Annotated in this window: 26 protein-coding genes and 1 tRNA gene; all 27 read right to left on the bottom strand. The window is 46.0% G+C overall.

Features of this window, described 5'->3' with window-relative positions; genetic code table 11:
- Positions 1–290 (bottom strand): hypothetical protein (locus DFR44_RS03805; protein WP_133619387.1); only part of this gene is annotated, 290 nt, incomplete at its 3' end.
- Positions 291–726: 436 nt separating this feature from the next.
- A complete protein-coding gene (gene ubiA / locus DFR44_RS03810) occupies positions 727–1,581 on the bottom strand; it encodes a 4-hydroxybenzoate octaprenyltransferase (protein ID WP_133619388.1) in 855 nt (284 codons plus the stop codon).
- Between the two features lie 11 nt (positions 1,582–1,592).
- Entirely contained in the window at positions 1,593–1,949 is a 357-nt protein-coding gene (locus DFR44_RS03815; RefSeq protein ID WP_133619389.1) for a 5-carboxymethyl-2-hydroxymuconate Delta-isomerase, read from the bottom strand.
- Between the two features lie 12 nt (positions 1,950–1,961).
- On the bottom strand, positions 1,962–2,549 hold the full coding sequence (locus tag DFR44_RS03820) for an NUDIX domain-containing protein (RefSeq protein ID WP_133619390.1): 588 nt from the start codon (positions 2,547–2,549) through the stop codon (positions 1,962–1,964).
- Between the two features lie 135 nt (positions 2,550–2,684).
- Entirely contained in the window at positions 2,685–2,978 is a 294-nt protein-coding gene (locus DFR44_RS03825; protein WP_133619391.1) for a DUF2818 family protein, read from the bottom strand.
- Positions 2,979–4,451 carry an NADH-quinone oxidoreductase subunit NuoN gene (nuoN, locus tag DFR44_RS03830; RefSeq protein ID WP_133619392.1) on the bottom strand — a complete coding sequence of 491 codons (1,473 nt, stop codon included), beginning with the start codon at positions 4,449–4,451 and terminating at the stop codon, positions 2,979–2,981.
- Between the two features lie 83 nt (positions 4,452–4,534).
- Complete coding sequence (locus DFR44_RS03835) at positions 4,535–6,025, bottom strand: NADH-quinone oxidoreductase subunit M (RefSeq protein ID WP_211336895.1); 1,491 nt, start codon at positions 6,023–6,025, stop codon at positions 4,535–4,537.
- A 148-nt stretch (positions 6,026–6,173) separates the two neighbouring features.
- On the bottom strand, positions 6,174–8,204 hold the full coding sequence (gene nuoL, locus DFR44_RS03840) for an NADH-quinone oxidoreductase subunit L (RefSeq protein ID WP_133619393.1): 2,031 nt from the start codon (positions 8,202–8,204) through the stop codon (positions 6,174–6,176).
- A 138-nt stretch (positions 8,205–8,342) separates the two neighbouring features.
- Positions 8,343–8,648, bottom strand: a complete 306-nt coding sequence (gene nuoK, locus DFR44_RS03845; protein ID WP_211336891.1) for an NADH-quinone oxidoreductase subunit NuoK — start codon at positions 8,646–8,648, stop codon at positions 8,343–8,345.
- Positions 8,648–9,319 (bottom strand): NADH-quinone oxidoreductase subunit J, encoded by a 672-nt coding sequence (locus tag DFR44_RS03850; protein ID WP_133619395.1) that lies wholly within the window; start codon positions 9,317–9,319, stop codon positions 8,648–8,650. The genes nuoK and DFR44_RS03850 overlap by 1 nt, the downstream gene beginning before the upstream one ends.
- Before the next feature lie 105 nt (positions 9,320–9,424).
- The gene (gene nuoI / locus DFR44_RS03855) at positions 9,425–9,913 is read right to left on the bottom strand and encodes an NADH-quinone oxidoreductase subunit NuoI (RefSeq protein WP_133619396.1); all 489 of its coding nucleotides are present in this window, start codon (positions 9,911–9,913) and stop codon (positions 9,425–9,427) included.
- Between the two features lie 10 nt (positions 9,914–9,923).
- The gene (gene nuoH / locus DFR44_RS03860) at positions 9,924–10,994 is read right to left on the bottom strand and encodes an NADH-quinone oxidoreductase subunit NuoH (RefSeq protein ID WP_246012044.1); all 1,071 of its coding nucleotides are present in this window, start codon (positions 10,992–10,994) and stop codon (positions 9,924–9,926) included.
- Positions 10,994–13,321 (bottom strand): NADH-quinone oxidoreductase subunit NuoG, encoded by a 2,328-nt coding sequence (gene nuoG, locus DFR44_RS03865; protein ID WP_133619397.1) that lies wholly within the window; start codon positions 13,319–13,321, stop codon positions 10,994–10,996. The genes nuoH and nuoG overlap by 1 nt, the downstream gene beginning before the upstream one ends.
- Before the next feature lie 11 nt (positions 13,322–13,332).
- Entirely contained in the window at positions 13,333–14,634 is a 1,302-nt protein-coding gene (gene nuoF / locus DFR44_RS03870) for an NADH-quinone oxidoreductase subunit NuoF (protein WP_133619398.1), read from the bottom strand.
- Positions 14,631–15,107: an NADH-quinone oxidoreductase subunit NuoE gene (gene nuoE, locus DFR44_RS03875; RefSeq protein ID WP_133619399.1), complete on the bottom strand. Its 477-nt coding sequence runs from the start codon at positions 15,105–15,107 to the stop codon at positions 14,631–14,633. Before nuoE ends, nuoF begins: the two co-directional genes overlap by 4 nt.
- Positions 15,108–15,141: 34 nt before the next feature.
- Positions 15,142–16,395 carry an NADH-quinone oxidoreductase subunit D gene (locus DFR44_RS03880; protein ID WP_133619400.1) on the bottom strand — a complete coding sequence of 418 codons (1,254 nt, stop codon included), beginning with the start codon at positions 16,393–16,395 and terminating at the stop codon, positions 15,142–15,144.
- A gap of 35 nt (positions 16,396–16,430) precedes the next feature.
- The gene (locus DFR44_RS03885) at positions 16,431–17,027 is read right to left on the bottom strand and encodes an NADH-quinone oxidoreductase subunit C (RefSeq protein ID WP_133619401.1); all 597 of its coding nucleotides are present in this window, start codon (positions 17,025–17,027) and stop codon (positions 16,431–16,433) included.
- A complete protein-coding gene (locus tag DFR44_RS03890) occupies positions 17,024–17,521 on the bottom strand; it encodes a NuoB/complex I 20 kDa subunit family protein (protein ID WP_133619402.1) in 498 nt (165 codons plus the stop codon). Before DFR44_RS03890 ends, DFR44_RS03885 begins: the two co-directional genes overlap by 4 nt.
- A gap of 123 nt (positions 17,522–17,644) precedes the next feature.
- On the bottom strand, positions 17,645–18,004 hold the full coding sequence (locus DFR44_RS03895) for an NADH-quinone oxidoreductase subunit A (protein ID WP_133619491.1): 360 nt from the start codon (positions 18,002–18,004) through the stop codon (positions 17,645–17,647).
- Positions 18,005–18,179: 175 nt separating this feature from the next.
- Positions 18,180–18,265, bottom strand: a tRNA-Leu gene (locus tag DFR44_RS03900).
- A 78-nt stretch (positions 18,266–18,343) separates the two neighbouring features.
- On the bottom strand, positions 18,344–18,691 hold the full coding sequence (gene secG / locus DFR44_RS03905) for a preprotein translocase subunit SecG (RefSeq protein ID WP_133619403.1): 348 nt from the start codon (positions 18,689–18,691) through the stop codon (positions 18,344–18,346).
- A 33-nt stretch (positions 18,692–18,724) separates the two neighbouring features.
- On the bottom strand, positions 18,725–19,465 hold the full coding sequence (gene tpiA / locus DFR44_RS03910; protein WP_133619404.1) for a triose-phosphate isomerase: 741 nt from the start codon (positions 19,463–19,465) through the stop codon (positions 18,725–18,727).
- Positions 19,458–19,607, bottom strand: coding sequence for a hypothetical protein (locus tag DFR44_RS11380; RefSeq protein WP_162845147.1), 150 nt, complete (start codon positions 19,605–19,607; stop codon positions 19,458–19,460). The genes tpiA and DFR44_RS11380 overlap by 8 nt, the downstream gene beginning before the upstream one ends.
- 87 nt (positions 19,608–19,694) lie before the next feature.
- Entirely contained in the window at positions 19,695–20,672 is a 978-nt protein-coding gene (locus tag DFR44_RS03915) for an NAD(P)H-quinone oxidoreductase (RefSeq protein ID WP_133619492.1), read from the bottom strand.
- 8 nt (positions 20,673–20,680) lie between these two features.
- Complete coding sequence (locus DFR44_RS03920; protein WP_342774558.1) at positions 20,681–21,283, bottom strand: DUF2238 domain-containing protein; 603 nt, start codon at positions 21,281–21,283, stop codon at positions 20,681–20,683.
- 54 nt (positions 21,284–21,337) lie between these two features.
- Entirely contained in the window at positions 21,338–21,895 is a 558-nt protein-coding gene (locus tag DFR44_RS03925) for a DUF1439 domain-containing protein (protein ID WP_162845148.1), read from the bottom strand.
- A 17-nt stretch (positions 21,896–21,912) separates the two neighbouring features.
- Complete coding sequence (locus DFR44_RS03930; protein ID WP_133619407.1) at positions 21,913–22,170, bottom strand: YkgJ family cysteine cluster protein; 258 nt, start codon at positions 22,168–22,170, stop codon at positions 21,913–21,915.
- Position 22,171 lies beyond the last annotated feature (1 nt).

The raw sequence follows: 22,171 nt of genomic DNA on the forward strand, positions 1-22,171 counted from the left end.
TCGATGCGACCGTCTTGTTCGATGGCGATGGTGACGGCGGAGCCGATGAGGGCTTCGACGTCCCAGTTGCTGCCAACGGCGTCGCCTGCTTGGGCGGCGGCTTCGCTGATGTAGTGGTCGAGGATGCCTTGGCCGTATTCGTCACGGCTGTATACCACCACACGGTAATCAAACATTTCGTTGATGCCGTCTCGGCCTTCGAGTTGGCTGAACATGATGAGGCGGGTGCCCATGATGCTGATGGGGATGTGTGCTCCCGAGATGCTGACCGTGCGGCTATTCCTTGCCATGGTTTCTCCGTTTTTAGTTGCTGTTGCGTTGCTTGTTGTTTGTCTTTATTTCACTCGTTGCTAAAAAACAACGATTTATATTGCTGAGAGGCGACTCTTAACTGCCAATAGAGAGGTTGTTTTTATCCACACCAAAGTGCCTTTAGCTGTAACCTTCGTGCATTTTTGCCATTTATCTTATATAGTGGACTCATTTCTTCCTCCCTACTCCCGTCTTTTTTGTATCTATTGAAACAACTATCTAAGAACATACTAGAACAGCATATTCAGGCTGTCAATGCTTACTTGCATTCTATTTCTATCTTTTTTATGGTTGGTGTTTTGCGGTGGGAAGGTGAGCAGGAATACCCAGCGCCTTGCGCTTTTGAACAATGGTTTTACGCGAGCAGTTTAAGCGTTGTGCCAGTTGTCCGTCTGTGCAAGTACCCAATAAAATTTATTTGATAAAAGCCAAGACCGTTCCGCTAAAAACCGCACATCCAAGCCAATTATTATGTAGAAAGGCTTTAAAACAGGCGCCACGCTCACGGTTTTTAATCAACCCATAGTGATAAATGGCGATTATCGAAGCAATAATCAAGCCAACAAAGTAAGGTAATGACAAACCTTGACTGACGCCAACCCAAGCCATTAAGCCAATGAAAGCAGCATAGCAGCACACGACCGCCAGCACATCATATGACCCAAAAGTAATCGCTGATGTTTTAATGCCGATTTTAAGGTCATCTATCTTGTCAACCATGGCGTACTCGGTATCGTAGGCAATTGTCCAAAACACATTGGCAAGCAGTAACCACCACGCCAATGCGGGCAGTTCGCCACGAATTGCTGCGAACGCCATGGGAATACCAAATCCGAATGCAATGCCAAGATAGGCTTGCGGAATGGCAAAAAAGCGTTTGAACAAGGGATAGCTGCCTGCGAGGAACGCGGCTACGAATGCGAGTTTGATAGACACAGCATTCAAAGTAAGTGCCAGCATACCTGCAAAAAACGTCAACACGAGGGCAACGCCTATCGCCTCTTTTCCTGAGATGTGCCCACTGGTGAGCGGACGCGCCGCCGTTCGTTCAACATGCTTGTCAAAGTCTCTATCGGCATAATCGTTCATGGCACAGCCCGCTGAACGCATAAGCACTGTCCCAAGAATAAACACGCTTAGCTCTTTCAGCGGTGGCATGCCTTGAGCTGCGAACCATAGCCCCCATAAAGTGGGCCACAGCAAAAGCAAAATGCCAATGGGTTTGTTGAGTCGAGTGAGTTGAATGTAAAGTTGTAATTTTTTTAACATTGGCAAGCCCATCAAAGAGTGTGTGCGCTCACATATTTAGCATAACTGGCACGGTTCATATCCATAGCTTCGACTGTGATGACTTGGGCGCATGTCACCACGTGTTGCATGCGTTTTAAAATCGAGTGTGTCAGCTTGGTTTTCTGTTCATCGCTACGACCCGATAACAAATGAATGCAAATATGAATGAAACAGTCTTGGGTATGCCCTACACGATAATCGGCATAAGCCATTGCGCGGGTTTTGATGTCATAAGCATTTGAAAACAAGCCCGAATCCATTGCCCCTTGATGGGCGGCTTCCATCAGGGTCGAGATGGGACATTCGGCGACGATGTCTTGTGCGTACTCAATGACTATGTGCGGCATATTTTCCTCTTGCTATGGATTGGTTTGTTGCGCCAAGTAATCTTTGAGCCAAAAAATCCCCAGCTGAGTTTTGACATCCGACACCCAGCCTTGTCGCATCCATGATTCAAGCTCGGTCAATGGCACGCGCAGCACTTGTAAAAACTCATTGTCATCCAAAGTGCCATCATGTTGTTTAACTAAGCCCTTGGCGATGTAAAAATGTATGACTTCGTCGCTGTAAGCAATCGCATTGTGAATATCGGTCACATGCAACCACTCGGCCGCACAATAACCTGTTTCTTCCAAAAGCTCTCGTTGTCCCGTTTCTAACGGCGATTCGCCTTCATCCTTTTTGCCCGCAGGAAACTCAATAAAGACCTGATGCAACGGGTAACGGTATTGACGCTCAATCAACACATCTCCATTGTCAAACACTGGAATAACCATGACTGCGCCAGGATGCTTTAAATACTCACGGGTAGCCATCATACCGTTGGGCAACCGCACATGGTCTTTATGCGCATCCAAAAAGCTGCCCTTGTATACGCTGGCGGTGCTCTCTGTGGTTTCAATTAAGCCCTGTGCATCTTGTAGTTGCTGCTGTGTCAATACTGTCATCTCTACACCAAAAAATAAAAGCGCGTGGATATCCTCGCGCTATAAATGATTTATTAAAAGACTGATTTAGAAGAGTTCTTACTAATCCGCGTACTTCGTGCATGCAACAGAAGAACAACCTTAAAACCCTATATCTCAACGTTTCCACAAATAACGCCAGATAAAAGCAGGCGCAGCAGCAACGATAAAAAATAAGGCTGTCACCGCATAAAACGCCCAGCCTTGAGTTTTAACTTGCGTCACACTGCCTTCAAGCAGACGGCCACACAACACGAATAAACCGTAAGCGCACACCAACTCAAATAAACGAAGACCCATTTTTTTGTCCTGCTTAAGCACAGGCAAACCAAGAAAGGTTTTGTCTGCAACAAAGGGCAGGGAGGCAAAAAGCAATCCCAGCAATAACAGTAACCACAAAAAGCCTGTCATTTACGATGCGCCTAAGCTCTTTAAAACACTATTAACAGCCATGTTGATAAGGCCTGCAGGCAACATGCCTAAAACCAACAAAGCCAAAACATTTATGCTCAAAACCACATGATGAACAGGTGAAAACGCAATGGCTTGCTCATGTTCAGGTTTATCAAAATACATCAACTTAACAACGCGCAAGTAGTAAAACGCACCGATGAGAGAGAACATAACTGCCAATACGGATAAAAATACGTGCCCCGACTGCATTAAACCTTTAAGCACCACAAACTTAGCGAAGAACCCCGCCAACGGTGGAATACCCGCCAAGGAGAACATGATAATCAGCACAAGAAAGGCCAACCACGGATTGCGTTTATTCAAACCTTTCAAATCATCCAGTTGGTCTGCTTCAAAACCAACGCGACTCATTGCTAAAATCACACCGAAACTTGCCAATGTGCTAATGGCATAAATAATCACATAATAAAACGCTGAGCCCACGCCGACAAAACCAGCCAAAGCATCCGCGCCAGCACGCCCTGCTAAAAATCCAAGTAAAACAAAGCCCATGTGCGAAATGCCCGAGTACGCAAGCATACGTTTAAAGTTCTTTTGGCGAATCGCCGTCAAGTTACCCAAGGCCAAAGAAACCACCGCCATTGCAGCGAACATGCCATTCCAGTCCGCTGCACGTACTGACAAACCTTCAACCAAAATGCGCACCACCATCACAAAAGCCGCAATTTTAGGCGCAGCCGAAACCATCAGCGTAACAGGTGTAGGCGAGCCTTGATAAACGTCAGGCACCCACATGTGAAACGGCACAACACCCAATTTAAAGGCAATACCCGCCACTAAAAACACCAAACCAAACACCACAACTTGAGGGTACTGCACACCCGCTTGCATCACATTGGCTATTTCAATGATGTTCAATTTACCGCCTGTTGCGCCGTAAATCATTGACATTCCGAATAAAATAAAACCAGATGCAATTGCCCCCAAGATGAAATATTTCATTGCCGCTTCAATTGAGCGCACATGGTCACGACGCAAAGCCACCATTGCATACAATGAAAGTGCTTGCAACTCTAACCCCATATACATGGCGATCAAGTTGTGTGAAGAAATCATCACCATTTGACCCACCAGCGCAAATAAAGACAGGCTGTAGTACTCACCGTGCAAAAACCCACGGTCAGAGGCATAACGTTGACCATACACGAAAGTGACGGCCACACATATGTATGAGAACATTTTGGCTAAATTCGCCAAGGGGTCAGAAACAAACATGTCGTTAAACGTGTGTACATTCACGCCAGCATGCCACATGGTCGAAGTTAAATAGCCCGCACCAGCCAAGCCCAAGAGACTCATCACGTGAATGATGGAGCGTTGAGTATCTTTCGCGCGCAGTTCAAGCAATAAAACCACTGAAGCAACTAACACCAAAAGCACTTCAGGATAGGCAATAAAAAAGTTTTGCATAACGTTTAACCCAGTAAAAAACGGTATGAAAAAGTACGAGTACTTTTTCAGGTTTGACCCAATGCCGCTCCAGCGGCTTGAATTTATTTCAATTTGCTATGAGTGACGTGTTCAAGCAGTTGGTTAACCGACACATCCATTGCGTTTGTGAAAGGCATCGGATACAAACCCATCGCCAATACGGTGATCGCCAACAAAGCCAAAATCAATAACTCTCTCGCGTTTGCATCCATCAAGTCGGCCACATTCTGATTCGCCACCGCACCAAACACAACTCGTTTAAACATCCATAACGAATAGGCCGCACCGACAATCAAGGTGGTTGCCGCAATGGCTGCAATCCAAAAATTAAATTTGACCGCACCTAAAATCACCAAAAATTCGCCGACGAAACCGCTGGTTGCGGGCAAACCTGCATTCGCCATGGTGAAAAGCATGAAAAATGCGGCGAATTTAGGCATTGTGTTGACAACCCCGCCGTAGGCGGAAATATCTCGGCTATGCACACGGTCATACAACACACCGATACAGAAGAACATTGCAGCAGAAATAAAGCCGTGCGAAATCATTTGCAAAATCGCACCTTGCATCGCCACACTGTAACCCATACCGTTAACATCAAACATGAAAAAGCCTAAGGTCACAAACCCCATGTGCGCAATAGATGAGTAAGCTACCAGTTTTTTCATATCAGTTTGGACCAAGGCGACTAAACCAATATAAGCGACCGCAACCAATGAAATTGTAACCACGAAAGGCGCAAAAGCATGTGATGCATCAGGTGCAATCGGTAAAGAGAAACGCAAAAACCCATACGCGCCCAGCTTCAACATAATCGCGGCCAACACCATAGAACCACCTGTTGGCGCTTCCACGTGCGCATCAGGCAACCATGTGTGGACAGGCCACATCGGAACTTTGACCGCAAAAGCCATAAAGAACGCAATGAATAATAATTTTTGAGCACTTAAACTCAAAGGCAAGGCGTGCCACGCTGCGATGTCAAACGTACCCGATTGCAAATACAAGTACACGACAGCAATCAATGTCAATAATGAACCAAGCAAGGTGTATAAGAAGAACTTAAATGCGGCATAAACACGATTGGGACCACCCCAAACACCAACAATCACGTACATTGGAATCAAGGTCGCTTCAAAAAACACATAAAACAACAAACCGTCGGTCACACCAAAAACGCCCACCATCAAACCAGACAAAATCAAGAATGCGGCAAAGTATTGCGGTACTTTTTCAGTGATGACTTCCCAGCCCGCCAACAACACCAATACAGTGATAAAAGCAGTCAATGGGACAAACCACATCGAAATACCATCCACACCCAATGCATAGCTTGAGCCTAAAGCAGGCAACCACTCATGCTTTTCAACAAACTGCATAGCCGCTGTTGAGCCATCAAAGCCCATCATGATGGGTACGGTGACCAAAAAACCAAGAATGGCACCGACAAGCGCCACTTTACGCGCCAAACTGTCTTGACCATTGCGCCCGAGCAACAAGACTAACACGCCAAATACAATCGGAACCCAAATCGCTAAACTTAACCAAGGCATCATCAGCACCATTTTCTATAATCAAGAAAAACAAAATATTTGCTTTTCTTGGTTTTAAATTGAAGTTTATAAGCGAAGCAACCGCTCAAAACTTATCTAACTCTTAAATCAAACGTAAAAAGGACTTCAAAAAAAACATCCCACGTACTTATCGCATCATTGTCACAAACAAGCCCAAAAACACGATTAACCCCATAATCATCGCCAATGCGTATTGATAAATCAAACCCGACTGGAAGGTACTGACCGCATGAGCAAACACATTCACCATACGCGCTGCGCCATTAACAAAGAAGCCGTCAATCACTTTAGCATCGCCAAACTTCCACAAAAACTCACCGACTTTACGAGCACCGCCCGCAAAAACTGACTCGTTGAATTTATCAAAATAGTATTTATTTTCAAGCACTGTATTGATAAATTTAGTTTTCTCTTTGATTGCGGCTGGAATCGAAGGCTTAACCATATAGAAGAAATAGGCAACCACAACACCTGCTAAAGCCAATAAGAATGGTAACGATGTAAATGCATGCATCGCCATCCCCCAAGCGCCATGATTTTCTTCAAACTCTTTAGCTAATTCTTCTAATGCAGGATGAGCTTCATTTGCAACATGGATGACTTGACTAAACGCGACGCCATGTTTGAAAAATTCACCATACAACATCGGCTCAATCGCCAAATAGCCAATGATAACAGAGGGAATGGCCAATAAAATCAAAGGTAAGGTAACGACCCATGGTGACTCATGCGGCTTATCATTCGGACCTAAACCGTGGTGATGCTCGTCATGTGCATCATCGTGGTGTTGGTGTGCATGCGATGTACTCATCCAACGTTCTTTGCCATGAAACACCAAAAAATACATGCGGAAAGAATAAAATGCGGTTACAAAAACACCAGCCACAACTGAAAAATAAGCAAAACTTGAACCAAAAATTGACGAGGCGTGAACCGCTTCAATAATTGAATCTTTAGAATAAAACCCTGAGAAAAAAGGCGTACCAATCAAAGCCAAAGAGCCAATCAGCGAAGTAATCCATGTGATTTTCATGTATTTCCACAAGCCACCCATATTACGAATGTCTTGATCATGATGCATACCCATGATCACGGAACCCGCACCTAGAAACAAAAGCGCCTTGAAAAAAGCATGCGTCATTAAGTGAAAAATCGCGATTGGATAAGCCGATACGCCTAACGCCACAGTCATATAGCCAAGTTGCGACAGGGTTGAATAAGCCACTACTCGTTTAATATCATTTTGAATGATGCCCAAAAAGCCCATAAACAATGCGGTAATAGAACCAATAATCAGGACAAATGAGAGTGCTGCATCAGACAATTCAAACAAAGGTGACATTCTTGACACCATAAAAATGCCTGCCGTCACCATGGTCGCAGCATGAATCAATGCAGAAATCGGCGTTGGCCCCTCCATCGAGTCAGGCAGCCAGACATGCAAAGGCACTTGTGCCGACTTACCCATTGCACCGATGAATAAGCACACACAAATGGTTGTAATGAGCATCCAACCCGTGCCAGGGAACATGGCTGCAGCCAAAGCTTCACGTTGGGCGAAAACTTCTTTGTAATCGAGAGAGCCTGTAAACGCATAAATCAAACCAATGCCAAGCACAAAGCCAAAGTCACCAACACGATTCACCAAAAACGCTTTCATATTGGCAAAAATCGCAGTCGGGCGTGTGTACCAAAAACCAATCAACAGGTACGACACCAAACCAACAGCCTCCCAACCGAAGAACAACTGCAAAAAGTTATTGCTCATAACGAGCATCAACATTGAAAAAGTAAACAATGAAATATACGAGAAGAATCTTTGATAACCTGGGTCTTCTGCCATATAGCCCATGGTATAGACGTGAACCATCAGAGATACAAACGTCACCACACACATCATCATGGTGGTCAAATTATCAATTAAAAAGCCAACTTCTAATTTTAAACCACCCAAATTAGCCCACTGATAGACCGTACCATCAAAAGTAATTCCAGCGCGTGTCTGATTAAAAACAATCACCGAGCCGATGAAAGCAACCAGCACCCCTAAAATCGTCGCGATGGCCGATGGGATACGTCCCAGCTGTTTACCAAACAGACCTGCCAAAATGGCACCGACCAAAGGTGCTAAAGGAATCAAGACATATAGCGCTTGCATAGGTTTCTCACTCTAAATTAAAAGCAAATTGTGCTTTTGAACATCCAATTAAAACCATGTGTGGTCATCTAACCACTTCATTCAGCATGAATAACACACACAATTTAAATAAATAACATGATTTGAAGCTGTGACCCGTTAACCTTTGAGGTTATCCAGTTTGTCCATATCGACCGTGTCCATATTACGGAACAGAATGACCAATATTGCCAATCCAATTGCCGACTCTGCCGCTGCGACCGTCAATATGAAAAATACAAAAATTTGCCCAGCCGTATCTCCAAGCATATGAGAAAAGGCGACAAAATTCATATTAACCGCGAGCAACATCAACTCAATTGCCATTAACAAAACAATCATATTTTTACGGTTCAAAACGACCCCGACAACGCCAATTGCAAAAAGAGCAGAACCTAAAATCAAGTAATGAGCGTGTTCTAGCATTATTTTTTCTCCTGAGCAGATGCTGCAGCTGAGTTCTCTACAACTGGAGCAGGCGGATTGGTTTGATGCGCACTCACATCGGCTTGAACCGCCACCATAGTCAAACGTTCACTTGCTTTTACTTGTGCTTGTGCCGTTGCATTCTGTGTTTTAGCATCCTTACGGTGACGCAATGTGATAATAACCGCTGCAATCAACGCCACAAGTAAAATCAACGCCGCTATTTCAAAAGGAAACGCATACTCGGTGTACATGACTTGACCAATCTTGCGTGTATTTGAACCGTCGACGACCAAATTTTTCCAAACATCAGCGTTTGGTTTTACGTTGAAATGATGATAAATAACCGCACCCATTTGCAACACAACAACCCCACCCAGAGCCAAAGCCCAAGGCAGAAGTGATTTAAAACCTTTTCGAGGCTCACCCACATTTAGGTTAATCATCATGACCACGAACAAGAACAAAATCATGACCGCGCCAACATAGACCAATATCAACAAGATGCCAAGAAACTCAGCTTGCAACATAATCCAAATGCCCGCAGCCGAAAAGAATGAAAGCATCAAAAAAAGTGCGGCATGTACAGGGTTAGGCACCGTCACCACCAATAAAGCGGAGAGCAAAAGCATACCTGCAAAAATAAAATATAAAAGGCTTTGAACGTCCATTGTCATGTCTTCGTTATGTTACGGTTAATCGAGCTAAAAAACGAAAAAAGCTGTCGTTTTCACGATTCAATTTCAGGAAAATTTCGCCCTACTTTCCCGTGTGTATTATCTGTATTTTGCGTCAGCAGCTTTATTGGCTGCAATTTCAGCCTCATATTTGTCACCAACTGCCAATAACATCTCTTTTGTGAAGTACAAATCACCGCGCTTCTCGCCGTGATATTCAAAAATATGCGTTTCAACAATCGAATCCACTGGGCACGACTCTTCACAAAAACCGCAAAAAATACATTTAGTTAAATCAATGTCATAACGAGTGGTACGGCGAGTACCATCTTCGCGCTGAGCCGACTCAATCGAAATCGCCATGGCGGGGCATACCGCTTCACACAATTTACATGCAATACAGCGCTCTTCACCATTTTCATAACGGCGCAGTGCATGCAAGCCACGAAAACGTGGAGAAATTGGGGTTTTTTCTTCGGGGTATTGCAATGTGACTTTACGTTTAAAGAAATAACGACCCGTGAGCGCCATCCCTTGCAGCAACTCTATGAGGAAGAAACTTTTTATGAAATGTTTTAATGATGCCATGATATTCGCCTTATTTCACCCAAATGTTTAATGCTGGAATGTGCAACCAAACACCGACGACTAATAGCCAGACTAAGCACACAGGAATGAACACTTTCCAACCCAAACGCATGATTTGGTCATAGCGATAACGAGGAAAGGTCGCGCGAATCCATAGGAAAAAGAAAATAACGGCAGCCATTTTTAACAACATCCAGATGGGCCCTGGGATAAACGACAAGAATGCAAACGGCGCATCCCATCCACCCAAAAACATCAAAGAAGTCAAGGCGGAGATGACATACATATTGATGTATTCTGCCAAGAAGAACAAAGCAAACCCCATTCCTGAGTACTCAATCATGTGGCCAGCAACAATCTCAGACTCACCCTCAACCACGTCAAATGGATGACGGTTGGTTTCTGCTACGCCAGAAATTAAATACACGACAAACATTGGCAACAGCGGCAACCAGTTCCACGACAAAAAGTTCATACCCATGTCGGCAAAACGACCTGTTTGCTGACTTTTAACGATATCAAAAAAGTTCAAGCTATTTGAAACCATTAAAACCACAATAATCGCAAAACCCATGGCTATTTCGTAGGACACCATTTGCGCAGAAGCGCGCATTGCGCCAAAAAAAGCATATTTTGAGTTAGAAGCCCAGCCCGCTAAAATCACACCATAAACACCAATGGACGCAATAGACATGACGTAGAGCAAAGCAGCATTGACATTGGCTATCACCAAATCTTGCCCAAATGGAATCACCGCCCAAACAGCAAAAGCAGGCACGAGAACCATCATCGGGCCTAAGTAATACAATGGCTTATCCGCACGTGTGGGGGTGATGATTTCTTTCATCAATAATTTGACAACGTCCGCAATCGGCTGTAACAGACCTGCAGGACCGACTCGGTTAGGTCCCAAACGACCTTGCATGAAACCAATCACTTTTCGTTCTACAAACGTTAAGTAAGCAACCGCCAACAAAATGACCACCATCAATGGCACTATGCGTATCAATGCCCAAATCACGGGCCATCCGCCGCCAAAGGTTGCGTCGCCCCACTGGGTGAACGAATTAATCATTTCCATCATGCACGCTCCACCGACACAGAGCCAAATTGACTACCCAACTGCGCCGCTAATGTTGAACCTTGTTGAATATCCACTACGTTATCACCTAAATCTGAACGCAATACAGCTTGCGCCTTCACTTTAAGCCCATCTTGTGTGACGATAACCCACGCAGAATCTTCAGCTAAATCTTGCAAACCCAAACTGATATAAACATTGGTTGACAAACCAACCACCGACGCGGACTGTGCCCATTCTGTTTTCTGTAAACTTTGAGCGCGACGTGTAATCGCATCTGCACCATAGGCGGCAACACGACCACTGCGTTCCAAGCCTAATGACTCAATAGGGTTGACCTCTACGCTCACTGTATTGCTACGACCTGCTGCACCATTCAAAAGAATCGCATCTGTTAAACCGCGAACATCAGCAATGTCATTGGCGGCGAAGCTTTTATCATTGCTTAGCCCAAATTGCTCACCCAATACCCGCAAAACCTTCCACGCGGGGCGTGATTGAGCAAAAGGCTTGGTCACAGGATTGAACGCTTGCACCCGTCCTTCAGTATTAACAAAAGTACCCGCGGTTTCAGTGAATGGTGTGACGGGCAAAATCACGTCAGCATAATCTGCCACCGCACTAAAGTTGGCGTTCATAGCGACCACGAAGCTATTGGCTAGAGCACGCGCGGCTTGCGCAGGATTACCCGCCTCAAATTGTGGCTCAACATTCAATAAAAAGTACACATCACGAGGCTCAGCAAGCATTTGCATAGCATTTAAACTGCCATTTTTTGCCACCGCGCCCACCGCATAAGCACCCAGGGTATTTGCGCCTTCGGCTAATATTGAGAGCGTTGCGCCTGTGGTTGCCGCGATGCGGTTTAAAACAGTCAATAATTGAGCTGCTTGTGGATGATTCATGACAGCAGAGCCAACCACAACCGACTTGTTTTTAGCACGAGCATCCGTTAAAGCACGCGCCGTCTGTGCGGTAAAAGACTTGTCGCCCGCGTCACTTGACGATAGAGCCACTTCCACTGCTAACAATTCTTTGAGCCATTGACTTGGCGCTGTTGCTTTTTGATTGGCTACCATTAACAAATCGCCAGCATGCGCAGATAGGACATTTATTTTTGCATTGCGCTTTGCCGCTTGACGTAAGCGAGCAGTCAAAAGTGGATGCTCTTCACGCAAGTCAGTGCCCACAAACAAGCCAACGTGCAAATCATTAAACGCAGTAATCGGCATGGCCAAACAAGGTGTACCTGTTAGGGCGGATGGCAAAGCAGCATCGGACTGACGTAAATTCACATCGATATGAGAACTACCCAAACCATTCATCAATGCTTTGAGCATGTATAACTCTTCGACTGTCGACGCGTTGCTTGCCAATGCGCCCAGCTTATCTGCGCCAACGCGACCTTTGATTGTTTTCACTTGCTCAACAACATAGGCAAAAGCGTCTTCCCAACTTGCATTATGCCATTGTCCATCACGTTTAATCATTGGCTGGCTCACACGATCTTGTGTATGCAAGCCTTCGTAAGCAAAACGGTCTCGATCTGAAATCCAGCAATCATTTACATCTACATTTTCGAGTGGCAATACGCGTTTAACTTGGTTGTCTTTAACCTGAACAATCAGATTCGAACCGAGCGAGTCATGTGCAGAGACTGTTTTGCGGCGTGATAACTCCCAATTGCGGGCGCTGTAACGGTATGGTTTTGAAGTGATTGCGCCTACAGGGCACAAGTCAATCATATTTCCCGACAATTCGGAATTGACCGTATTGCCCACGAAAGTAGTAATTTCTGCATGCTCACCACGACCAAGCATGCCCAACTCCATAACACCAGCGACTTCTTGACCAAAACGAACGCAACGTGTGCAATGAATACAACGCGCCATTTCTTCCATTGAAATCAATGGGCCGACTTCTTTGGCCTGAACGGTGCGCTTTTCTTCTTGATAGCGTGAGCTGCTCTTGCCGTAACCCACGGCTAAATCTTGTAATTGACATTCACCACCTTGGTCGCAGATGGGGCAATCCAAAGGGTGGTTCAGCAACAAAAACTCCATCACATCTTTTTGTGCTGTTGCCGCTTTCGTTGATTCGACCTGTGTCCGTACAACCATACCGGGCGTCACTGGAGTGGCGCAAGCGGGTAAGGGCTTAAGTGCTTTTTCAACCTCAACCAAGCACATGCGGCACGATGCCGCAATTGATAATTTTTTGTGATAGCAAAAATGGGGGACGTACTTGCCAACTTTTTTAACGGCGTCCATCACCATACTGCCTTCTGGCATTTCGACTTTTACGCCATCAATTTGCATTTCAACCATGGTGGATCACCTTAAATAACGTGTGAGCTGGGCACAAGACATGACTTGTGCTCAATGTGATGGGCAAATTCATCACGGAAATGTTTGACAAAAGAACGAACAGGCATCGCAGCCGCATCACCTAAAGCACAAATCGTTCGCCCCATGATATTGGCAGCAACTGAGTCGAGTAAATCCAAGTCTTCTGGACGACCTTGACCGTGTTCAATACGATGTACCACGCGCCATAACCAACCCGTGCCTTCACGGCACGGCGTGCATTGGCCGCATGATTCTTCATAATAAAAATAAGACAACCTTAACAACGACTTAACCATACAGCGTGTGTCGTTCATGACAATAATTGCGCCCGAACCGAGCATCGACCCAACCTTAGAGATAGAGTCGTAATCCATATCGGTCTGCATCATGATGTCACCTGGCACAACAGGCGCAGATGAACCACCAGGAATCACTGCCTTGATTTGGCGACCGTCACGCATACCGCCCGCAAGCTCTAAAACTTTTGCAAAAGGTGTGCCCATGGGCACTTCATAGTTGCCAGGATGCGTCACATCACCAGAAATAGAGAAAATTTTACTGCCGCCATTATTCGGCTTACCAATGTCTAAATAAGCCTGGCCGCCCATTTTCAATAAAAAAGGAACTGCGGCAAATGTCTCTGTGTTGTTAATTGTAGTTGGCTTACCGTACAACCCAAAAGACGCGGGAAATGGTGGTTTAAAACGGGGTTGACCTTTTTTGCCTTCCAAAGATTCAAGCAAGGCCGTCTCTTCTCCGCAAATGTAAGCACCGTAGCCATGATGGGCGTATAAATCAAAGCTAAAACCAGAACCTAAAATATTCTCACCCAACATACCCGCTTGTCTTGCTTGTGCCAAAGCCTCCTCAAAGCGCATGTAATCGGAAAAAATCTCACCGTGAATATAGTTATAACCTTTTGATATGCCCATCACATAAGCAGCTATCGTCATGCCTTCAATCAAAGCATGGGGATTGTAGCGAATGATGTCTCTATCTTTAAACGTGCCTGGTTCGCCCTCATCTGTATTGCAAACCAAATATTTTTGACCAGGATACGCGCGTGGCATGAAACTCCACTTCAATCCCGTGGGAAAGCCCGCACCGCCTCGACCACGCAAGGCAGACAATTTCATTTCTGCTAAAATTTCATCTGCAGGTGTTTGCTCAGCCAGTATTTTTTTGAGTACAGAATAGCCGCCACGAGCGACGTAATCGTCTAAACCCCAATTGTTACCATTTAAACCCGCTAAGATGACGGGGTCGATGTGTCGGTCATGCAAACAAGTCATTGCGCCAGCTCCTGCAACAGTGCGTCGATTTTTTCAGTGCTCATGAAACTACACATTTTGTGGTTATTATGCAAGAGTACGGGCGCATCGCCACACGCCCCCATGCACTCACCTTCTTTCAAGGTAAACAAACCGTCCGCGGTCGTTTCATTAAAATCTATATTGAGTTTTTTCTTAATGTAATCGGCAGCATCAACACCACCTGACAACGCACAAGGCAAATTGGTGCATACCGTAATCTTATGCTTGCCAACAGGTTTAAGGTCATACATATTATAAAATGTTGCGACCTCTTGAACTGCTACGGGCGGCATATCTAAAATCGTCGCCACTTCTAACATCGTCTCTGGTGACAACCAACCTTTTTCTACCTGAGCAATGCGCAAGGCGCCCATAACCGCTGATTGTTTTTGATCGAGCGGGTATTTGGCGACTTCCGTCGCAATTTGTGCCAATGCTTGTTCTGATAACATGCTTTTTCCTTGCCTATTCATCAACCGTTATTGATTATCGGTCAATCTCACCAAACACAATGTCTTGTGTGCCAATAATGGTCACCACGTCGGCCAGCATATGACCACGGCTCATTTCATCGAGCGCTTGCAAATGCGTAAAACCTGGGGCGCGAATTTTTAAACGATAGGGCTTATTCGCACCATCAGATACCATATAGATACCAAACTCACCTTTTGGATGTTCAACTGCCGCATACGCCTCGGAGGCTGGGATGTGCATACCTTCGGAGAATAATTTGAAATGGTGAATCAATGACTCCATATTGCTTTTCATATCAACGCGCGATGGCGGTGCAACTTTATGGTCATCCACCATCACTGAACCCCCGTTCTTCTGAAGCCAACTGATGCACTGCGCCATAATTTTGCAAGACTCACGCATTTCTGCAATTCGCACCAAATAGCGATCATAAGAGTCACCATTTTTACCGACAGGAATGTCAAAAGCGAGTTGTTCATACACTTCATACGGCTGGTTTTTACGCAAATCCCACACGACACCTGAACCACGCAACATTGGCCCCGTAAAACCCCACGCTTTCGCACGCTCAGGGGTCACAATGCCAATATCAACCAAACGCTGCTTCCAAATTCGATTGTCGGTCAACAATGTCTCATATTCATCAACATATGTTGGAAAGCGCTTCGTGAAGTCCTCAAGAAAATCGAGCAAGCTACCGTCACGATTGACATTCACTCGGTCAACAGACGACTGACTGCGAACCTTAGACTTTAAAAGTTTCGGCATACTGTCTGGCAAGTCGCGCGCAACACCACCTGGGCGATAATACGCTGCATGCATACGAGCACCCGAAACCGCTTCATACGCATCAAACAAATCTTCGCGGTCACGGAAAGCGTATAAAAACGGCGTCATTGCACCCACGTCTAACGCATGCGCACCAATCCACATCAAATGATTCAAAATACGGGTAATTTCGTCAAACAACACGCGAATATACTGTGCGCGAACGGGTACTTGAAGACCTAGCATCTTTTCAATCGCCATCACATACGCATGCTCATTGCTCATCATCGACACATAATCGAGGCGATCCATGTAAGGCAAAGCCTGAATGTATGTTTTGTGTTCAGCTAATTTTTCTGTTGCGCGATGCAACAAACCAATATGTGGGTCAGCACGTTGAACCACCTCGCCATCCAACTCAAGTACCAAACGCAATACGCCATGCGCCGCAGGGTGTTGCGGTCCAAAGTTCAATGTGTAATTTTTAATTTCTGCCATGTTTATCTCTCAACGTTCGCTCAGTGTTTTGCTTCTTAGCGCGGACCGCCGTAGCCTTCCTCACGAATGATGCGTGGCGTAATTTCACGCGAATCGATGGTTACTGGCTGATAAACAACCCGACTTTGCTCGGGGTCATAACGCATTTCAACGTAACCAGTGACAGGAAAATCTTTACGCAAAGGGTGACCAATAAAACCATAATCAGTCAAAATACGACGCAAGTCATCATGACCTTCGTACACAATACCAAACATATCAAATGCTTCGCGCTCATACCAATCAGCTGAGGCCCACACGCTTTTGACTGATGATAGAACGGGAAAAGCATCGTCCATAGCAAAAACTCGGACACGAAGACGCTGATTATGGCTAACAGAAAGCAGGTGTAAAACCGTTGCAAAACGCGGCCCAGTATTTGAAACGCCCGCATATTCAGAATAGTCCATGCCCGCCAAATCAACCATGATATCGAATTTCAAATCCGAATGATCGTGTAAGACTCGGCAAGTTGACAAATAATCGCCAGCGGCCACTGTCAAGGTCACTTCACCTAAAGCCTCAACGATATTTACATCAGCACCTAAAGCCAGGCGAAGACGCTCAACCAAAACGCTTTGCCATGTACTCATACTTCACCTCGCGTGATGGTATTAACAGATTTTTGCTTACGAATAATTTTGTTTTGCAACTGAATAATGCCGTAAATCAGCGCTTCAGCAGTAGGCGGGCAACCTGGCACATAGATATCAACAGGCACAACACGGTCACAACCGCGCACAACAGAATAAGAATAATGATAATAACCACCACCGTTTGCGCACGAGCCCATAGAGATAACCCAGCGCGGCTCCGCCATTTGGTCATACACCTTACGCAGCGCAGGCGCCATCTTATTACACAACGTCCCAGCAACCACCATCACATCAGATTGTCGAGGGCTGGGGCGAAAGACGATACCGAAACGATCCAAGTCATATCGAGCAGCACCCGCATGCATCATCTCAACCGCACAGCAAGCCAAGCCAAACGTCATTGGCCACAAAGAACCCGTACGCGTCCAGTTAACGAGATTTTCGGCTGTTGTTGTGATAAAGCCTTGTTTCTCAATGATTTCTTCACTCATGATGACCTCTTTTCAAAAACAGCATCGCTGTTTTTGTTCAGCGAAGACCATGTGAACAATCACGCCCATGGTCTAAAACATATTTATTGTTATGATGCAGGCACAAAAAAACGCCGATGGTTTTTACTCCCAATCAAGCGCGCCTTTTTTCCAAATATAGATATAACCGAGCACCAGCTCAGCCAAAAACACCAGCATGAACACAAAACCCGTCCAGCCCAAATAGTCCAGAGACACAGCCCAAGGCACCAAAAAAGCAGTTTCTAAATCGAACAAAATAAACAAGATGGCCACAAGATAATAGCGCACATCAAAACGCATGCGCGCATCTTCAAACGCTTCAAAACCACACTCGTAAGGGGACAATTTAGCCGCATCTGGTTTTCGTGGGCCTAAAATAAAACCGATGGCAACAACGAGCAAACCTAAGCCTGTAGCAGCCAACAAAAACAACAATACGGGGACGTAATTGGCTAATATCATGGTGCTCATCTGCTCTCTATGAAATTTGTTACAAACTGACATAAGGCTTTGCGCCCATACATCTCTGTTCTCACTAAAAAACAACAAGCCTTGCTCGGCTTATGTTTTGACAATGCCCCTTTAACACCTTTTATTAGGACACATTCATTGGCATTGATAACCAATTTATTTAATATGGTGCCGACGGCGAGAGTCGAACTCGCACAGCCTACGGCCACTACCCCCTCAAGATAGCGTGTCTACCAATTTCACCACGTCGGCTAAAACTTTTATTCTCTTAAAAACTACTTAATCAACTTACCTAAACAACTAAACTTAAATCACAAATCATTCTTCAATTTACTTTGGAATGCCATCCGTTGGCGCAGGAACCGTCGGAGCAACCGGCGTTGTCGCCGCTGGCACGGTTGGCGCCTTATCCAAGACACTACCAGAACCCACCGTTGAATTACCCGTAAAAACAAAGGCCAATAAAACAGTGCAGACGATAAACAAGGTCGCCAAGTACGCCGTGGTTCGACTCAAAAAGTTAGCAGAGCCTACAGAGCCAAAAACGCTACCCGATGCACCGCCACCGAAAGAAGCACCCGCATCCGCACCTTTACCTTGCTGCAACAAAACCAACACAATCACCCCGATAGACGAGACAACCTGCAAAATAATCAAAATCGTTTTTAAAATGCCCACTGTTTTCCGCCTTTTTTGCCCAGTTCAGCTAAATCAAGAAGCCGCTGCTGCAATACTCAAAAACTCCGACGCCACCAAGGACGCCCCACCAATCAAACCACCATCAACATCAGCCTGATTGAAAATATCCGCCGCATTGGAGGCCTTCACACTGCCTCCGTACAAAATACCAATTTGCGCCACAGCCATGTCCGCCAGCGCCACACGCAACCAGCCATGAACTTCCTGCGCTTGCTCTGGACTTGCAGTTCGCCCCGTGCCAATCGCCCAAACAGGCTCATACGCTAAAACACATTTAGTCAGACCTTGCGCACCAACCACGTCAGCAACTGCTTTAAGTTGATTTAAAACAACCGTTTTTGCCTGACCCGCTTCGCGCTCTTCAAGCGTTTCGCCCACACAGACCACAGGAGTCAAACCAGCCGTTAGAGCCGCCCAGGCTTTGGCCGCCACAACCTCGTCGATATCAGCAAACAAGCTACGCCGCTCCGAATGACCAACCAGCACTAATGCGACACCAAAATCTTTCAGCATTTTCGCAGAGACTTCACCTGTATACGCACCTTGCTCGAACTGACTGACATCCTGCGCCCCTAACAGCACACGACTTCCTGCCAATGCTTGCTGTGCTTGCGCCAAATAGGGAAAAGGCACACACACGGCAAGGTTCGCGCTTCCAGAAAAAGACGCAGCAACAATATCTTTTAACAGCGCGGCATTAGCTGCCAAATCGCCATTCATTTTCCAATTGCCGATGACCCATGTGTTACGCACAAATATGTCCTTTTTCTGTTTTTTGGCTTTCGGTGATGAGCTGCCCTACCAAAGCAGACGAATTATACGCACTCAAACGCATACGGTCAATCGCTGCGTTTGCTTTTATGCGTCTTTGATGGTGGTTGGCAACTTTGCACATGTTTTCTCAAATTGAGAATAACTCTCAATTGCCTCTACACCCCACAGCCAACGCTCGAATCACTCCAGACATTTCAAATAGAACTCATTACCATTGAAGTACTATTTTTCCAATATGCACGTTACTTTCCATATGTTGATGCGCCAAAACCACGTCTTCAACCTTAAATATACGGTCAATGACAGCTGTAATATCGCCTTTTTCAATCTTTGGCCAAATATGTTCACGTAATTTTTTAGCTATGCACGCCTTCACTTCTCTTGGTTGGCGACGTAAAAATGAACCTGTCAATGTAATTTCACGCGCCATAATATCTGGAATACTCACTTCTGCACGATGCCCTCCTAAAAAAGCAATCCACGCCAATCGACCACCATGCGACATCACTTTGAGATTAAGCCCCAAACTTTCACCACCCACCATATCAAGCACCACATCGGCACCCTTTTGTTGAGTTGCGGCTAAAAACTTTTCACACCAATCCGCATTGCGGTAATCCAATGCACCTGTTGCCCCCAGTCGCACACAAGCCTCGCGCTTATCAGCAGCCCCTGCGGTCACCCACACTGTTTGCCCCATTGCGCGAGCCATTTGTATGGCGGCGACACCAATGCCACTTGCGCCTGCATGAACAAGTAATGTTTCAACCTTATCGCGCCCCAAGTGCGCACGTTCAAACACATTGAACCATACTGTAAAAAAGGTCTCAGGCAAGCTGGCAGCCTCTGCCATCGTCCAACCTCGCGGTACAGGCAGGCATTCTTTACGCTCGGCCAACACGTATTCAGCATAGCCTCCACCATGAGTAAGCGCACACACTGAATCACCAATTTTATAATCTCCAAGGTCGCCCGCAACAATTTCACCCGCCACTTCCAGACCTAAAATTGGCGAAGCATCCGCTGGTGGAGCGTATTTTCCGCTGCGTTGCAATACATCAGGACGATTAACCCCCGAGGCATGCACCTTAATCAAAACCTGTCCAGCAAGGGGTACAGGCCGCGCCACCTCACCAAGTCGCATCACGCTGGCCTCACCTACACCATCACACAAGACGGCTTTCATCATTTCAGTCATTCTATCCACCTCATTTGTTGGTTATGAAACCGTCTGAGCATGAGCATAACCAGTGCACCCATTAACGCACAGAACATATCAGACTGCGTGTCCCACACATCGCCTTGCGTACCTAAGAAAGCATCCGCGCCTTGCCCCAATGCTAAAGCGACCCACCACTCAATTAATTCATAAACGGCACTGACCGTCATCGCCACACAAACAGACATGCAGTTGGCGACTCGGAACGTGCTCACCCAACCGAGTCGTATCATCAGCTCACGTGATGCTAAAGCAGGAACAAATCCTTGCATGAAATGACCTATTTTGTCGTACGGGTTACGGCTCAATTCAAAGACCTCTTGCAGCCAAAACCCAAATGGCACTCGGGCGTAGGTGTACGCTCCTCCAATCGTTAACACCAAAGCATGTAACGCAATCAAGCCCATCAACAAAGGTGTCAAAGTAAATTGGCGGCGCGTCAACCACAGAATAGGCACAACTACAAAAATAGGCGCAACTTCCATCGCCCAAGTCACGCGCTCGTAAGGCGCGATGGCTGAAATCGCCAAAGCCACCAATGCAATCGCCCACAATAGCCAAACAATTATTTTATCCATCATTGCCTCATTTCAGAGCTTGTAAAAAAACCCCGCACAAATGCGGGGTCATCGTTACCTAGGCTGCAAGGTAATTTCCAAATGGTCTTTTGCCACTTCAACTTTTTCAGGAATCCAAGTCTTGCCAGCAAAGCGCAATTTATCGGGCTCAATTTTATAGACAGGCACATCTGTACCAAATTTTTTGGCCACCATTTTTTGTGCTTGCCCCTTCACAAAACCATCCAGCATGCTGGGCGCGTTGACCAACTCAAATTTATCAACAGCCATCTGACGTAAAACCACCGCACCTTGCGCTTCATCGTAGGCAGGCACACCCGAGACAGACATGTGCCCGTCTAATTTAACCCCTAAAACACCTGTGTCAACAAACGCATCAAAATCGGCGGCAATGCGCTGAGTATCAGGCAATAATCTTAACGTTGGCGCAGCGATGGTTACATTACTTTCCTGCAACTTCGCCGCCATGGTCGTCCAATTTTTATCCACCAGCTTTTGCAACTGTGCCTGACTGACATTAAATGATTTCTGCGTATTTAATGCTTGGCAACCAACCAACGCCAAACCCGTTAAAACCACAAGAGCCATAACCCACTTAATCAGTTTTACCATTTCAATCACCTTATTCATCATGACGGCTGAGTATCTATTTCTAATCGTTGTAAAAAAGCCATCGCCTGACCTCGCGTCTCGCCGCACATCTCAAACGACGGCTGCAAACCCGAACACACCGCAGGGCGACTCGACTCACCAAAAAGCCGACATAAACCACGTTCATCCAACTGGACACAGGGCACACCCGCAGGCTTGCCTTGCGGCATGCCAACAATCGGCGAGCTAATCGACGGTGCAATGCAACATGCGGCACAGCCTTGGCGGCAATTCATC

The organism is Hydromonas duriensis, assembly GCF_004363775.1.
GTDB classification, from domain to species: domain Bacteria; phylum Pseudomonadota; class Gammaproteobacteria; order Burkholderiales; family Burkholderiaceae; genus Hydromonas; species Hydromonas duriensis.

Coding starts and splice junctions, on each gene's coding strand:
- nuoI (WP_133619396.1), bottom strand. CDS start 9,913: ATGGCATCATTAAAACATTTCATAAAAAGTTTCTTCCTCATAGAGTTG.
- DFR44_RS03815 (WP_133619389.1), bottom strand. CDS start 1,949: ATGCCGCACATAGTCATTGAGTACGCACAAGACATCGTCGCCGAATGT.
- DFR44_RS03920 (WP_342774558.1), bottom strand. CDS start 21,283: ATGGATAAAATAATTGTTTGGCTATTGTGGGCGATTGCATTGGTGGCT.
- nuoH (WP_246012044.1), bottom strand. CDS start 10,994: ATGGAAATGATTAATTCGTTCACCCAGTGGGGCGACGCAACCTTTGGC.
- DFR44_RS03835 (WP_211336895.1), bottom strand. CDS start 6,025: ATGCCTTGGTTAAGTTTAGCGATTTGGGTTCCGATTGTATTTGGCGTG.
- DFR44_RS03880 (WP_133619400.1), bottom strand. CDS start 16,395: ATGGCAGAAATTAAAAATTACACATTGAACTTTGGACCGCAACACCCT.
- DFR44_RS03890 (WP_133619402.1), bottom strand. CDS start 17,521: ATGAGTGAAGAAATCATTGAGAAACAAGGCTTTATCACAACAACAGCC.
- ubiA (WP_133619388.1), bottom strand. CDS start 1,581: ATGTTAAAAAAATTACAACTTTACATTCAACTCACTCGACTCAACAAA.
- DFR44_RS03885 (WP_133619401.1), bottom strand. CDS start 17,027: ATGAGTACATGGCAAAGCGTTTTGGTTGAGCGTCTTCGCCTGGCTTTA.
- nuoL (WP_133619393.1), bottom strand. CDS start 8,204: ATGCAAGCGCTATATGTCTTGATTCCTTTAGCACCTTTGGTCGGTGCC.
- DFR44_RS11380 (WP_162845147.1), bottom strand. CDS start 19,607: ATGTGCAAAGTTGCCAACCACCATCAAAGACGCATAAAAGCAAACGCA.
- nuoG (WP_133619397.1), bottom strand. CDS start 13,321: ATGGTTGAAATGCAAATTGATGGCGTAAAAGTCGAAATGCCAGAAGGC.
- nuoN (WP_133619392.1), bottom strand. CDS start 4,451: ATGCAAAACTTTTTTATTGCCTATCCTGAAGTGCTTTTGGTGTTAGTT.
- DFR44_RS03825 (WP_133619391.1), bottom strand. CDS start 2,978: ATGACAGGCTTTTTGTGGTTACTGTTATTGCTGGGATTGCTTTTTGCC.
- nuoE (WP_133619399.1), bottom strand. CDS start 15,107: ATGTTATCAGAACAAGCATTGGCACAAATTGCGACGGAAGTCGCCAAA.
- nuoK (WP_211336891.1), bottom strand. CDS start 8,648: ATGCTAGAACACGCTCATTACTTGATTTTAGGTTCTGCTCTTTTTGCA.
- DFR44_RS03820 (WP_133619390.1), bottom strand. CDS start 2,549: ATGACAGTATTGACACAGCAGCAACTACAAGATGCACAGGGCTTAATT.
- DFR44_RS03925 (WP_162845148.1), bottom strand. CDS start 21,895: ATGGTAAAACTGATTAAGTGGGTTATGGCTCTTGTGGTTTTAACGGGT.
- DFR44_RS03915 (WP_133619492.1), bottom strand. CDS start 20,672: ATGAAAGCCGTCTTGTGTGATGGTGTAGGTGAGGCCAGCGTGATGCGA.
- nuoF (WP_133619398.1), bottom strand. CDS start 14,634: ATGACTTGTTTGCATGACCGACACATCGACCCCGTCATCTTAGCGGGT.
- DFR44_RS03895 (WP_133619491.1), bottom strand. CDS start 18,004: ATGATATTAGCCAATTACGTCCCCGTATTGTTGTTTTTGTTGGCTGCT.
- DFR44_RS03930 (WP_133619407.1), bottom strand. CDS start 22,170: ATGAATTGCCGCCAAGGCTGTGCCGCATGTTGCATTGCACCGTCGATT.
- DFR44_RS03850 (WP_133619395.1), bottom strand. CDS start 9,319: ATGGACGTTCAAAGCCTTTTATATTTTATTTTTGCAGGTATGCTTTTG.